The following is a 14,202-nucleotide window of genomic DNA, read 5'->3' as shown; positions in this document are numbered from 1 at the left end:
TGCGCTGGCCGTGCAGCAGTACGAGGCACCAGTGGGCGAGGTGGAAACCGCGCTGGCCGGCATCTGGCAGGAACTGCTGGGATTGGCCCAAGTAGGCCGCCATGACCACTTCTTCGAACTCGGTGGACACTCCCTGCTGGCAGTGCAAGTGGCATCACGCCTGCGCCAACAACTCGGAATTGACGCCCCGTTACGTCAATTGTTTGCAAATCCAACACTTGTTGGATTTGCTGGGAATATCAATCAATCATCCAATTTACCATTGCATCCGAACCTGGCCGTCATTCGCCGAACAGGGAGTGAAGCACCGCTGTTCCTGGTTCACCCAGGAGAGGGAGAAATTGGCTATGTACGTGACCTATCTCCTTGGATTAACCAAGATATTCCAATTCTCGGATTCGCCGCCAGCGGACTGCTACGTGGCGAGGTGCCGCTGCGCTCTGTATCAGAAATGGCAGCCTGCTATGTCACAGGTCTGCAATATGTTCAGCCGAAAGGACCATACCGGATCGCAGGCTGGTCTGCTGGAGGAACAATCGCATACGAAATGGCCAATCAGTTGATGGAGACTGGTGAGATGGTTGAGTTCCTGGGATTAATTGATACGACTTGCGGCTATCGGGGGCCGCCAGACGATCACAAAATGACGGCTCGTGCTCAGGAACCTGATCCAATTTTTGATGATATCGCAGCGCTACATAGTCTGCTTCCGGCTGATGCCACGGATCGAGGGCGGGATGAGCTTAAGCAACTATCGCACAAAAGAGACTTTGAAGCGATGGTTGCTTGCCTTAACAACCACAAGTTCCTGTACTCCGATATAGACAGCGAGACGATTCGTCGACATTTAGCAGTACGACATGGTATCGAAGTGGCGTTAGATAACTATATCCCCGCAAAACTAGAGGTGCCAGTTTCTTTGTTCTCCGCATTGGACGAGCAACGCCAAGATACCAGTCTAGGATGGGGTAGCTTACTCTCCAGTGAGTATTTGACTGTGTTACCTATTGATGGAAATCACTACACCATCATGGATTCATCACATATTCAGGCATTGGGAGATGCAATTTCGCAGGCTATAGCGAGATCCAAAAGGTGAGGCTGGAATACTGTCATTGAAGAGTACCTCGGTATAGAAAATGGAGATCGCTAAGATCTCCATTTTCTTGGTCTGGCCACATAAGAAACGCAGTTAGACCGTTAGCCTTCTACTGGGGGAGTCGTAGCTTCGCGCTGCTATTGGTCCCGGCAAGCTGTCTGTACTGAGCGAAAATCAGAATACAGCAATAGCAGTGAATTTCTCCGGATGGAACCCACCGACGGCCAACACCGTTGGCAAGGTTCGATCTTGGGATTATAGCTTGCTCTGTGACCTGGACACTGGCTTGAGAATCATACGTGATAGCGCTGGGTCACGCCGAATTTCCACCTCGTTGAATGGAAACATTAGCCATTTCTTCTGCGCATATCGCTTCACACCTGGATCAATGTGCTTGCCGCTATACCCAAACTCTCGTTGACCATGTGCCAGCAACGTATGTGCAATTGGGCCATCGTCCGTGAATCGAACGACTTGCATATAGCTGTTACCAATGAATTGCTTACTTTCTAGCTTATATTCACCTTTGTCGTCGCACATAATCGTAAAGTATCCGCTTGTCTCACATCCACCATAGAGCGGAATTGGCGCAGAACCTGTACCCGCATATAGGTGCTCACCAAGTGATGTGTGCAAATCAATCTTCTCCTTCTGGAGTGAAATAACAGCTTCTCCCAAGGCGCTAATGACACGAGAGTCCTCGACATTCAATGTGCTGGGGGTGTTAAGTGGATCATCAATTGAAAAGGCGGTTAGATAGCGCACATCATCAGGCAATTCACGTACGCGATTCCAGAACGCATCCCATAAAATTGCTCCGTCATCATGAACATTGCCGGTCCCATTCCAAGTGCGCAATACTGAGCATGCGTCAAGAATAGAGACCTGGCGTGGCGGTGAAAATTCTTCGTTTGACAGCGTATCACGGGCTACTAGAACCGAGCTCAATTTACATATACTTGAAAGAACAGCAGGTTTGTACTGTTGAGCCGAGTATGCCCGTGAGTCGAGAGCCTTGTCCTGCAGCCTGTAGCTAAGTACGGCCGGAGCCAAAGGACGCACGGCCGCAAGCTCGTTGGCAAGTTGATGTCCTAGACGTGTGCGCATAGATAACGCAGCGCCTTCGCCTCCCATTGTCTTTGGATACCCGCGTAGTGTACTAGTGGAACTGATTGGCCAGTAGCTGCCGTTCATGTTCGCGACATAATCAGATCTCCATTCTGATGGCTGTTCTTGCCACGGCATTAAACCAGGTTGGCGAGCGCGGGCGTCCACCCTCCAGGTGCAGTCTAACCTCGACCCATCCAAGACAGGTACCATGGGATCAACATGCGCGATCAGCTTCCCGAGCGGCGACGTGCAACGTTCTCGTAGCTCGTCCGGTACATTGGGCACAGGTCCAATATCGGCATACCATAGTCGCCCATCGTTCGCGCCGATCGCGGCCGTATGAACCCATGGCATACCGACCTCTTCGCGCTGGATGGCTGCAAACTCATTGAGTGATCTAGCTTGGTTCAGTCGGAGGTAGGTGCTAAAAATACGGAAGTTTTCTTCATTGGCATCTTTAATGACCAATGCTCGCTCACCCGTCCATGCAAGTTCGTCGGACTGTTCGCGAAGATCGACCACGAGACCCAAGTGACTTCGGTACAGGGTACGTGCCACATGAGTATCCCTACCATCCGCATCTTTGCCATCGAGGACAATTGGAGTGGAGTCCATTTGACGCTCCGTACCCTCATACCTATACCAGTCAGGTTTTCCAGGCACAAGCGACAACTCGAACATGCCATATCGCCGTGCCGACGATACCGTATGGCTCCATGCGATGGACTCGTTAAATCCAATCATTACCAGTGGAATCCCCAGGAACGTAGCTCCTGCGACATTAATTGTGCCAGGGATTGTCATGTGAATTTGATAAAAACGATCGGGGCCGCTCCAGAACCAATGAGGATTTCCAAGCAACACGGCGCTGGAACCACCAGTTGCAGCTTGCCCCATCGCGATCATGTTACTTCCTAGGCTCGTACTTTCCCCCACTTGCGTCCCAATACGCCGGTCAATGCGATTTGACATTTTGTTCATGACGATGGGGGCAGGTGGGACGGCATTAACGATCTCTGGTATGAATTTCTCGTAGCCGGCAGCAATTCCTACAGCCATCATACGGCGTAAGATATCTTCAGAAGTGATACTTTGAACCCATGGCTGGCTGATGCAGGCCGTAGCATTCTTAGTAGTAGTGTTCCATTGGACCTTGCGCAGATACTCATTATAGCCATCTGCAAAGCCTTCCGCTAACGCGAGCAATGCACCAGGTTGAGCGGATTTGAATTTCTGTAGTGCTGAGTCCGATAGCAAGTATCGAAAGAAGATATCCAGGTCGACATTTTTAGGTTGACCAAACGTCGAAGGTTCACTAGGCCGTGCCGACAATCCAAAATAACGGGATCGCTGTCCTTTGTACGTCAAAAATGCCTCTGCCAAGGTACAAATGGCATCCTCCGATTGTACATAGCCAACACCACGCCCTAGTCCAAACCAATCACTTGCCCGGACATGTGGAATTCCGTCACTGGTTCTTCGGATTTCGACCGATGCGCCTGTCTTGGATAATGCGGAGTGCCAAGGTGAAAAACAAATCACGAAGAATGCTAGATAAGGGATCTTCCTAACTAACGTTTTCCATATCGCATCTGCGAAGTATGCTACTGCACTCAGAAGTAAAAATTTCTTCAGGAGATTTTTAGTTGTCGAAGGCATGTTACTTTCTTGAGGTGGATGTTGTATTCCAGCACTATCATTGTGCCGCCGCGCTAACGTAACCAATGATGAAAAGTATCATGGTAAATGAAATTATAGATTTTGCAAGACTCAAAATGATGCTGAATACAAACTGTCTGCGCTTGCCTCGATCCCAAGAGGCCCATGCCTAGTTTATTTTATGACCATGCATAATTTGGCCAGGAGTAGGTAAGTGGTCCGCTCCGCTTGCTGGTATGATGGATGTGTTTTTTTTGAAAAAATATTTTCAATATTTGCTTATTCCCAGTCGAAATTTTTTGTTTCATTTTCCTACCTCACATCGTAAAAGACACCGAAAGTTACAAGATGAGTTTTAATCAATGGCTAACACCTTCGCTAGACCCTCGGCGCCCTGTGCGATTGTATTGCTTTTCTTACACAGGCGGCGGCACTTCCAGCTACATGCCTTGGCAACGCGATATTGACGCATCGGTTGAGATTTGTGCAATTCAAATGCCGGGTAGAGAACGACGCATGTTTGATTTACCAGTCACCTCGCTGCCAGAATTGGTTAGCACTATCGCCACGACAATATCCCAAGAGGAGTATCTTGATTTTGCATTTTTTGGACATAGTTTCGGAGCATTTTTAGCATTTGAGGTGGCCAAATATTGTGATCGGATGAACCTAGTACTACCGAAACATCTGTTCCTCTCTGGCTGCGTAGCCCCGCAATATCGGCGCGCATCTCGGCTTCATGAACTCTCCGACATTGATCTTATCGAGGAGCTTCGTTCCTACAATGGTACTCCACCAGAATTGCTGGAGAACGAAGAATTGATGGCGCTTGTGCTACCAGTTATACGTGCGGACAGCGCGCTTGCTGGAAATTATGAATATACCGACACATCCCCTTTACCGATTCCGTTCACTGTCCTCGCTGGAAATCAAGATAAACATGTACCACTCCCTGAAACACAATCATGGTCAGAACTAACTACTGGATCGTGCGATTTTAGAACTTTCGAAGGTGATCATTTTTTTATACGCAGTCAATACAATGCTGTCATGAAATTATTAAACAGCGTGTTGAAAGATATTAAATTTAAGGGGGAGAAATGAGATCTCCGGAAGCCATAATTCCCAATAGTTTCATATTAAATTCTAAAAACTCAACGCCGACTATTCTCCTTGGATATGAAAAACCATCAATATTCTTAATGTCATTCTCACCTGAAAATTTTTACGATGATATTTTTCAGACTGAAAAAATTAATTTCCCTGATAGCGTTCAACGAAGTGTGAGAAGTAGAAAATCCGAGTTTTTCTATGGCCGCTTGTGTGCTAAATCAGCACTCCATCAATATGGATTCTTGTCGGCGCAAGTTGGAATTGGGCGCTCCCGTGAACCTGTCTGGCCATCCGGATTAGTTGGGGCAATTACACACACCAAGGAACTGGCCGCAGCAATTGCGCTTCCTGCCTCAGTATGTAATGGAGTTGGATTAGATGTAGAAATTCTCTCAAGGACAAGTGCGTTGGTGGGCATGCAAGATATCGTAGCTTCCACACGTGAACTATCCTATTTGCGCTCGCAGAATGACTTGCATGGCCTCGATCTCTTGTTACTTCTTGTATTTTCTGCCAAGGAAAGCTTTTTTAAAGCTGTTTTTGGCGCGGTACAAGATTATTTTGATTTTGATGCAATCGAAGTAGTACAGGTGAATTGGGAAGATAAAACAATTACTTTCGTTGTTCGACAACATTTATGTAAAGCATTGGAGCCAGGCTATATATGCAAGGCCCAGTTTTACATTATGAAAAACAATCATCTATTGACCACGTTCGCATGGTAAGTAAAAATCTAAATAACAGGCCTCTCAATATTTACCCCCAAATAGCCACTTAATATCCAGGATCATCGTAATGAAATGTTCATCCGGGGAAATGCATGATCTGATACGCCGCCATCAAAAATATAGATTCTTTTTTATTAAATCATCTAAAATGGCAACATTATCCATTTCATGGCGACCATGCAGATAGCGTCTGACTAAATGATGATTCGTTGAATTCACAAAATTTTCAGTAATGGATATCCCCGATTCGAGATTTTCAACTTCATGAAGCCAGTTACTCGGAGTAAAGACCAAGTCCCCTGCATTTTGAATGCAGGTAATAGCACCCAATAACTGCTCATTGCTAATTGAATTGGAATTAATCGAAGAGATCTCACAACCAGAAGTTGGAGGAATAAATCTCCACGCCTTCCTTCCTTGAATTACACCATTCCACGCGCTGGAGTTCAATGTATCGAGGTGCATTGCTGAGCGGGTCCCCTTGACACCGATATAAATCCATCGCAAAGTTGGCCGATATTCTAATGGCAGAGCATCCGTCCAACTTAGGAATAAATCGGGGGTTGTATAATCATTCTGCAAACCAGGAAACTCCCGCTCAAAATCCCAGTCTTTTAAATAATAAAATTTCTTGCTTCTTTGCGCATTCCCTTCTTCGTCTCTTGAATTTATCAAATTGAAATAAGATACATATTCTTCGATCGACATCTGGAAACTATTCCCGTCCTGCGAAAAAATTTCAACTATTTTTTTTCCATAATATTCCGAGAAGAATTTTGCTGTCCATCTTTTAAATGCCGGCCATTTTTTCACATGACCGGTCACAACAAAGGGCGCCGAGAGTAATCCCATATTTTCCGAAAACGGGCCAGTAGGGAATGAATCTATTCTACGAATATTTTCTATAATTTTTGTCATAGGTCCACACGTAAAGCCGAAATAAATAGGGTCACCGAAATGTAAAAATTTCTGCATCGTTTTACCAACGTGCACAAGAACACTGAATGTATGCAAGCAACTGAGTTCCGTGCATGGCCAGTCAGAAGCACAGCCGGGATGAAGTAATTACTGCGTAACGTTCCATATTATATGCAATTATGGAAATTGCAATCTTTTTTATGAAAATACATCGTGCTACCGCATTCGCAAGACGATGGCCGAGGCTTTGTTGCATGAGCTGCCCCGCTGGAGACCGAGCAGGTAGACTACGAGGCCGGAACAATGGACTCAATATGCTCAACTTTAAAGGGATGCGCTTTCCGATCGATGTAATGCTGATCTGCATCCGCTGGTATGCGGCCTACCCGCTGGGGTACCGGCATTTAGAAGCGATGATGGCAGAGCGCGGTGTATCGGTCGGCTATTCGTCGATCAATCGATGGGCAATCCGTTTCTGCCACTCATCGGGAAGATGGCTCGCAAGCACAAGCATCCGATCGGCTACAACTGGCGGATGGACGAGACGTATGTCAAGGTTAAGGAGGGGCTGGACATATCTATATCGCGCTGTCGATAAGCACGGTAAGGCCGTCAACTTCCTGCTGACGGCCAAGCGCTTTTTCGACAAGGCAATGGCAGAAAACGGGCATCCTGCCACGGTCACGATAGACAAAAGCGGCGCGAACAAGGCGGCAATCGTATACTGTTCGAACATGAAGCAAGCATTGTCCTAGGTGTAGTGACCTGCATTTGAAACTGGCCGGACCAGCATTCCAGCCGATTCTCGGCCAGGAATAACTGCAACTGACGGCCCCATCAAACCAGCATTAGCTGCAAATGAACCTGCATTTAGCCGCGCCGACCTGCATCCCATCGCCGCGAACCAGCATTATCTGCAACTGACCAGAGTGTTCAACACGGTCTTGGTATCGGCCTCGATTTCGGCCAGCACGCCCAGCCAGTGACCTATTACTCGCTTGACGCTTGGTGCTGGCTGGGTGTCGCGCCAAACCGTCAGGATGCGTTGGTAGCCGACCAGATCGGCCCGTTGCACGCAGTACGCGGTCGTCATTTGAGTTGCCTCGATGTCGGTGAATGCTCCTGTGCGGCGGGTCTGCTCCAGCTGTCCGACCTGGGCAGCCGTGTCGCTCTGGATGCCCCGCAGGTGCTCGATAATGAGCGGCAGGCCGGTCGGATTCGGCCAGGCCAGGATTTCGACTTCCTCGGTCGTGCCAGTGCCGGTGGCGATCCTCAAGACATCGTGGAAGCCCGCTCCGATCAAGTCTGCCTTCGGGATGTTCGTATGTGTCCACGGAAACAGCTCCTGCTTCTGTGCGACCAGCATGCGCAGGTCCTGTTTGAATCCCTGTTCAAAACCGGGAGGCGATGCCTCCTGGTTGTCGGCCTCGACCATTTTCCAAATCCGGTCGATGTGGTCCTCCTGCTCGGCGTTAGGAAACAGGCTTATGTTCCACGCCAGGCAGGAGCTCATGAGCGCCTTCTTTCGCACCTCCAGTTCTTCCAAGAACAGGACGTGCGGTAGCATGAAGGACGAAAAGCAGGACGCGACGGTAAATTGTTTAAATATCATGGGCAGAATCAGATAGGAAGGCCAGCGGCAAGCATCCGGTCACGCAGCTCCGCTGTGCGCGCCGGTTCGAGCTTGTTATTGAACAGCGCGCGGATTTCCGCAGGCTTGGCGTCGAACTGTTCGACCATGTCCTTCAGCCTGTATCCGTGGCGGGTCAGGGTCGGCTCCAGATCGTCCAGTTGGCGCGACAGTACGGTTTCCACCAGCGCGGCCGTGACGGGCTTCTCGCCGGTCTGGTAGCCCGCCTCCAGCGCCAGGGTCAGGTGCAGTTGGACTTGTAGCGGCGTGCGCAGCTTGGTGGACAGGATATCAATGGCCTCGCCGTCCAGTATCGACTCGGGATCGGTGTTCGGGGCCGCGCTCGCGCCGAGCAGCCACAGGATGTACTCACGCTGGCTGCCGGCGACGCCATCGAGTGTGAAGATGTCGGTGCGGTAGCCGATTTCCTCCATCGTCGGGCGGCGCAGGTCGTTGCGCAGCTTTGGATGGCCGGCCAGAATTACCGACAGCCGGCCGCCCGCGTCCTCGACCACCTCCATCAGGCGCTTGAGGCCGATGAGGGTATGGCCGTTCAGGTCGTGCGCCTCGTCGACGAACAGCGCCACCGGCCGCTTCCCCTTTTTGACGATTTCCTGCAATTCGCGTTCGCGCTTCTCGCTCTGCTTGGGGATTTGCACCTGCTTGTCCTGCGTCAGGTCGTAGTAGAGCGTGGAGATCAAGGTGGCCAGCTTGATGCTGTGCTTCTCCACGGACAGCGACTTGGCGACGGCCACGCGGTTTTCGTCTTTCAAAATCTGTTGAAGGCGGCGAAGCGTGACCGTCTTGCCGCTACCGACTACACCGCACAAGGCGATCAGCCGCCCCTCAAGGACCGCCCCCTTGATGTCTTTGATGAGCTGCTTGTGGTGGTCGGTTTCGTAGTAGCCGGCCTGGCTGAGCGGCTGTGTCAGCCCGTAGTACTGCATCACTTCAACTCGCATGGTCCTCTCCAGTCTTCTTGTTTCGGAAATAATCTCGTATGCGCGCGAGCACGACGCTGCGCGTCAGCGTCTCGCTCAGCACCTGGTCGACGACGGCGCGATCCTCCTGCGACAGCTTGGCCAGCGGCCTGGCCAGCTCGTCCGCAATCGCGAGCTTGGCGGCGATGACGGTCGCAAAATGGAATTCGTGCGCCTCGGCGTCGAAGGGCTGGATTGGCAATTCGCCTGGTAGATTCAGTGGAGCCAGGTGCAGCTCCTTACCGGCCAGCGCCTCGATGGGCAGTTTGAGCTGGTCGGCCAGAGTGCGGATACGGTCGGCGCGCGCGTCGGCCGCGCCGCGCTTGAATGCACGGTAGCGGTTCAATGGGATCGGCCCGGCGACCGGATAGTATGGGCCGGTGCGCACGCCTTCGTACTCGACGTACAGTTCGTTGTCGAACAGCCCCCAAAGCAGAAGCACGTATTCGCCGGCCATGTCCGGCTCGACTTCGTAGCTGGTGCCCTCGACCGACACGCGCGCGTCCACGCCCACTCGGCGCCGTTCCGGCTCGCGGGCGAAGCGGCAGTACTGCTCCCATGCGCACATTTCCCGGATGCCGCCGCTGGGGAAGTTGGCAAGCCAATCCTCGATGCGCGAATGTGGCTCGGAGCGGTGATCCTGGCGAATGTAGCGCATTAGGTAGCGCATCAGCCATTCGTTGGCCTGCTGCTCGGTCTCCGGTTTGTGGAAGTGGTACAGTGTCTCGTGGGCTTCCTTCACCGTGCGAAACGGCCGTTCAACTTTTCCCTTGGAGCGCGCCGTGACCCGCTCGCCGTCCTTGCCTGCCGGGATGTGCGTCATCCACTCGATGCCCAGTGCCTGCATCACGTTTTGGAAAACCCGGCTCTTGGCGACCGGGCCGTTGTCCAGGTAGATCATCAGCGGTCGTCCCTGGAATGGATATTCGGGGTCCACCTTCACGCCATCGCGTTGAACAGGAAACGCAGCGCCGATTCGGCGTCCTCGCCATAGACGCAACGGTACTCCTGGTAGGGCACGCCGCTGCGGTCGTCCACGACGCTGTACAGCATCAGCGTCGGTTCGCCCTTTCCCGGCTCGATCCAGTCCGGCTTGTCGATCCGTTTGAGGTCGGACGGTGACATGTCGAATTGCCAGCAGTCGTTGCTGTGCTCGGCCTGGAAGCGCACGGCTGGCGGCTGCCGGCGCAGGCGCGTCTGGTCGAGGTGCCAAAGTGTGAGGTACTGGTTGACTGTGCTGCGCGTCAGTACGCCTTTTGGCGAGCGCACCAGGCCCATCGCTGTTTCGACGCCATAGTCCTCCAGCAGCTCGATGGCGCGCTTCGTGGACAGGTGGCGGCCCTGCTTGTTGGTGGTGCGCAGCTTGAGGGCAGCAACCAATTCACAGTACCGCTCCAGTTCCGATTTCGGCAGCACGCGCGGCCTGCCGTGATCGATACGGTGGACCACACGGGGCTTCAGAAAGTCCTTCAGGGCGCGATACACCGACGTGGTGGAGATGCCGTATAGCTCGGACATGGCGCGCACTTGAGCCGCACGCTCCGGACTTTTGTGAGGCAGACGGTCAAGCCGCTGCCGCAATTGCAGCAGCGATTCGACCGGAATCTGCTTACGCCACCCGGCTGCCATCGCTGTCAGCCTTGTCGAGGTAGTTGTAGAGCGTCGATTTGGAAATCCCCATCATCTTGCAGATTTCCTCGACGGTATGGTTTCGCTCCCGGTGCAGTTTGACGGCGAGCGCGAGCTTGACCGGATCGAGGCGTTTCGGCCTCCCGCCCATGCGGCCGCGTGCACGTGCCGCGACCAGCCCGGCCTGGGTGCGCTCGCGGATCAAGTTGCGCTCAAATTCGGCCAGCGCGCCGAACAGGTGAAAGACCAGCCTTCCGCCGCTCGATGTGGTGTCGATGTTTTCTTGCAGGCTGCGCAACCCGACCTTGGCGACCTCCAGCCGCTCGACCAGCTCGATAAGGTTCTTGAGCGACCGGCCCAGCCGGTCCAGCCGCCAGATGACCACCGTGTCGCCGGCGCGCAGCATACTCATGAGGGTGGCCAGCCCGGTGCGGTCGGCTCTTGCACCGCTCACCGTGTCCTCGAAGACGCGCTCGCAGCCGGCTGTCATTTTCGGAAGGTGACTGCGCCTTTTGTCAGGAGTCGGCTGCATTGCCTGCCGCGAACCTTTCGCGCACTTGCATGAATGACTGCTAGGTCGTCGCAGTCTCAAGTCTCGAGCAATTTTGGCCACTTTGGCCATGCACTCTCTCGGCCAAGAGACGGCCCACGGCATCGGCTTTCTGCATCTTTTGAGCGCGGGCGGCTGCCTCAGTGCCATTTCCTTTGGCCCGCGCACGAAAATTTAAATTATATCGATATCAATAAGTCATAACTAAATCATTGACAATTATTGGTTAAAATCTTACGGTTGATCTTGACCCAGCATGGTCACCTATACACCTACGGAATTAAGGAGAAAGAAATGCAATCAACTGAAACGGCTCAAATTGAAAAAATTTCCAAAGGGGTAATTAAAATTACCTTTCCGCAGGGAACAAAAGCCGAGGTACAGAGCAATGTTCCAATTCGGGAATTACTTGACGTGTTAGAAGGAAAAAGTGGACTAGCAAATCAGTCGACTTTTCCGCTTAACGCTCCTGTACCTGTTTGATTCGTTGGTCCCATCGTTTTTGGTGGGACCTAATATATTTTTCCGAAAGGAATGACAATGAAGATAACAAAATTGCAGCCTGGCTTTACTGTAATCGACGATTTTCTTGCGTCAGATGAATTTTCCGAGTTATGGGGGGGTATCGAAAAAATAAAATATGATTTTCCAACCTCGGAATGGATGAGGCTATGGCCTTTAACAGATCCTCAGCCCGTAATGTCCGGCCCCTTTCTATGGTCGCGACGTCCTTGTGGTTATGGGGTCGATGATTATATTGACCAATTCAGGTCTTGCATCGCCAATACTGAAAATTGGTTCGCCGATGTCCCAGCATGGTGCGATATTGCATTCCGCGTTTTTTTACACGGCAGGGGCAGTCGAATGGTTGCTCACTCAGATGCACCGAAATACACTGGCGCCGGAGTTTTTTATGCTCATCAAAAATGGGATGCAAATTGGGGCGGGGAACTCTGTTTTCCCGAAGTTGATCTAGACACTAATTTTTGTGTCCGCGAGGCAGGAGGCGAAAGTATTAGTAATACTCGCTTAAACGAAATGTTAGAAAAAATGGGGACAGGTATATATGTTTCGCCAAAACCTAATCGACTTGTTCTCATTCGAGGCGGAACTCTACACTATACGAACCGTGTAGATGCAGATGCCGGTTCCAATTTGCGCTGTACATTGACCTCATTCCTGATTGGTGCAAACCAAAATGATTTTCATAATGACGGCATTAAATCGTTTTCCCTGGAGTAGGAAAAACTGCGATTTCTCTACGCGTCAATCCGCCAGGCAATCGGGTTATTTTGATCTTAATGATCAAGATCGGTCAGTGAGTCTTCAATAAAACGCAAACACCCCAAGTCGTTCCCATTTAGTGATAATTTCTTTGCAGCATATAACAATGAGAAAGAATTGACATCCTGCATTAATTTAAAACGGTATTCTTCCTCTTCAAAGCCATAGCCGTGTAAAAAATTAAGCAAAAAATTTTTCCATCCAAAGCCTTGATGCTGCCGCCCATGAAGCGCAAACCGTGCAGCACCGAGCTCCACAGTAAGACTAGCACCGGATCCACATTGCTCCCAGTCAATAATCGATTTGACTTGTAGTGTCATTGGATCGATGAATACATTACCCCAATTATGCAATAAGTCATGATGGAATAGTGTCGATTTGCTAGGTGGTTTTATCTTTAAAATTCTCAGTTCAACTTCATTTTTAATATCTTTCCTCAAAGCCCCCTTATCGGTGAGTTCTCGCAGCATAGAACATCGAATCCGAGTTTCAAGATAGTCGCTCCACGATGTAAGAGAGAATTTTCTTCTATCATGACTCAATACTGAACCATAACCATCGGTATATATCTGGTGCAAGAATTTTGATACGCCCCCCAATTGCCATGAGAATATTTCCATATTGGAAACGGTAGATTCGATTCTATCGGCGGTAGGAAGAGAAATATGTTCTTGGAGAATATATGAGGTAACAAATTCGCCAATTTCGATAACTCCGTCGTAGTATAATTTAGGAGAAATACTCGTTAATTCTGGATGGTTAGCGACCCAACTTTCTTTTCGACCCAGTTCGACAGCAGTGGGAAGTAGTTCGCTTTTATAAAACTGAGGTAAAAATATTTTTAGAACTTTCCTCGATTTACCGTAGTTTAGAATCAACGAAATGTTTCTTGGTGCGGGCCGCGGAATTTTTTCTATATATATATAGTTTTTATATCTTCGTGGGAGTTGAGATAGTGCTTCTTGAACGATAGCATCAAAATTAAACATGTTTATTTTACTGGCTTGATTAATTTCTGGCCGTCAAGGCGTAGCTCACCCATAGGAGAGACATGCCGGTATAAAGTTTGGCGGGTAATTCCAAGTTCAGCACAAAGATCGTTCACCTTAGTTTCAGGTTTGCCCATGGACGCCAAAGCCAGACGTAGTTTTGCAGGCGTCATCTTGAACGGTCGCCCTCCGCTACGCCCTCTCGCCCGCGCAGATGCTAATCCAGCAACGGTGCGCTCAGAAATCAGTTCGCGCTCAAACTCGGCCAACGCGGCAAAAATACCGAACACTAGCTTGCCGGCCGCACTTGTCGTATCTATTGCAGCGCCGTGTCCGGTTAGTACCTTCAGGCCCACCCCGCGCGCTGTAAGAACCTGTTCACAATCTCCTGAGCAACATTGCCAAGAAAGCTAAGTGGATGAACTGCAAGCTGGTGTTAAGCCATCGTTCGCAGTTTTTCCACAGTCGCCTGTTTTTTTCCAACCAGGCGAAGCTGCGCTCGACCACCCAGCG

At 50.6% G+C, this 14,202-nt stretch carries 13 protein-coding genes and 2 pseudogenes; 6 read left to right on the top strand and 9 right to left on the bottom strand.

Annotation, left to right across the window (positions count from 1 at the left end):
- Nucleotides 1-1,099 (top strand): thioesterase domain-containing protein (locus ACQ4WP_RS28400; RefSeq protein ID WP_436526546.1); only part of this gene is annotated, 1,099 nt, incomplete at its 5' end.
- 255 nt (nt 1,100-1,354) lie between these two features.
- Here ACQ4WP_RS28400 and ACQ4WP_RS28395 read toward each other — a convergent pair.
- On the bottom strand, nt 1,355-3,868 hold the full coding sequence (locus ACQ4WP_RS28395) for a penicillin acylase family protein (RefSeq protein WP_436526544.1): 2,514 nt from the start codon (nt 3,866-3,868) through the stop codon (nt 1,355-1,357).
- Nucleotides 3,869-4,216: 348 nt separating this feature from the next.
- Here ACQ4WP_RS28395 and ACQ4WP_RS28390 point away from each other — a divergent pair, with 348 nt between their 5' ends.
- Nucleotides 4,217-4,972 (top strand): thioesterase II family protein, encoded by a 756-nt coding sequence (locus tag ACQ4WP_RS28390; RefSeq protein ID WP_436526542.1) that lies wholly within the window; start codon nt 4,217-4,219, stop codon nt 4,970-4,972.
- Nucleotides 4,969-5,706, top strand: a complete 738-nt coding sequence (locus ACQ4WP_RS28385; protein ID WP_436526540.1) for a 4'-phosphopantetheinyl transferase family protein — start codon at nt 4,969-4,971, stop codon at nt 5,704-5,706. Before ACQ4WP_RS28390 ends, ACQ4WP_RS28385 begins: the two co-directional genes overlap by 4 nt.
- Nucleotides 5,707-5,820: 114 nt before the next feature.
- Here the strand turns inward: ACQ4WP_RS28385 and ACQ4WP_RS28380 are convergent, their stop codons facing one another.
- A complete protein-coding gene (locus ACQ4WP_RS28380; protein WP_436526538.1) occupies nt 5,821-6,684 on the bottom strand; it encodes a cupin-like domain-containing protein in 864 nt (287 codons plus the stop codon).
- Nucleotides 6,685-6,941: 257 nt separating this feature from the next.
- Between ACQ4WP_RS28380 and ACQ4WP_RS28375 the strand changes: the two are divergent.
- Nucleotides 6,942-7,346: pseudogene (locus ACQ4WP_RS28375) on the top strand (IS6 family transposase); the annotation flags it as partial.
- 191 nt (nt 7,347-7,537) lie between these two features.
- Here ACQ4WP_RS28375 and ACQ4WP_RS28370 read toward each other — a convergent pair.
- The 4 genes and pseudogenes from ACQ4WP_RS28370 to ACQ4WP_RS28355 all read right to left on the bottom strand — a co-directional run bounded on the left by ACQ4WP_RS28370 (nt 7,538) and on the right by ACQ4WP_RS28355 (nt 11,398).
- On the bottom strand, nt 7,538-8,239 hold the full coding sequence (locus ACQ4WP_RS28370; protein ID WP_436526536.1) for a hypothetical protein: 702 nt from the start codon (nt 8,237-8,239) through the stop codon (nt 7,538-7,540).
- Nucleotides 8,240-8,247: 8 nt separating this feature from the next.
- A complete protein-coding gene (locus ACQ4WP_RS28365) occupies nt 8,248-9,219 on the bottom strand; it encodes an ExeA family protein (protein ID WP_436526534.1) in 972 nt (323 codons plus the stop codon).
- Nucleotides 9,209-10,842: pseudogene (locus ACQ4WP_RS28360) on the bottom strand (transposase family protein). The gene ACQ4WP_RS28365 and the pseudogene ACQ4WP_RS28360 overlap by 11 nt, the downstream one beginning before the upstream one ends.
- A 4-nt stretch (nt 10,843-10,846) precedes the next feature.
- On the bottom strand, nt 10,847-11,398 hold the full coding sequence (locus ACQ4WP_RS28355; RefSeq protein WP_436526532.1) for a recombinase family protein: 552 nt from the start codon (nt 11,396-11,398) through the stop codon (nt 10,847-10,849).
- Between the two features lie 312 nt (nt 11,399-11,710).
- On the opposite strand from ACQ4WP_RS28355, the gene ACQ4WP_RS28350 reads away from it, so the two are divergent.
- Together ACQ4WP_RS28350 and ACQ4WP_RS28345 are read left to right on the top strand one after the other, a co-directional pair.
- Nucleotides 11,711-11,899: a hypothetical protein gene (locus tag ACQ4WP_RS28350; protein ID WP_436526530.1), complete on the top strand. Its 189-nt coding sequence runs from the start codon at nt 11,711-11,713 to the stop codon at nt 11,897-11,899.
- Between the two features lie 57 nt (nt 11,900-11,956).
- Nucleotides 11,957-12,658 (top strand): hypothetical protein, encoded by a 702-nt coding sequence (locus ACQ4WP_RS28345; protein ID WP_436526528.1) that lies wholly within the window; start codon nt 11,957-11,959, stop codon nt 12,656-12,658.
- Between the two features lie 56 nt (nt 12,659-12,714).
- On the opposite strand, the gene ACQ4WP_RS28340 is transcribed toward ACQ4WP_RS28345, so the two are convergent.
- The 3 genes from ACQ4WP_RS28340 to ACQ4WP_RS28330 form a co-directional block, all read right to left on the bottom strand.
- Nucleotides 12,715-13,689, bottom strand: a complete 975-nt coding sequence (locus ACQ4WP_RS28340; protein WP_436526526.1) for a phosphotransferase family protein — start codon at nt 13,687-13,689, stop codon at nt 12,715-12,717.
- Between the two features lie 2 nt (nt 13,690-13,691).
- A complete protein-coding gene (locus ACQ4WP_RS28335) occupies nt 13,692-14,045 on the bottom strand; it encodes a recombinase family protein (protein WP_436526524.1) in 354 nt (117 codons plus the stop codon).
- A gap of 22 nt (nt 14,046-14,067) precedes the next feature.
- Nucleotides 14,068-14,202 (bottom strand): transposase (locus ACQ4WP_RS28330; RefSeq protein ID WP_436519133.1); only part of this gene is annotated, 135 nt, incomplete at its 5' end.

Origin of the sequence: Janthinobacterium lyxosi, from assembly GCF_051380665.1 — a bacterium.
GTDB lineage: Bacteria > Pseudomonadota > Gammaproteobacteria > Burkholderiales > Burkholderiaceae_D > Janthinobacterium.
This window is presented reverse-complemented; position numbering and strand designations above follow the sequence as displayed.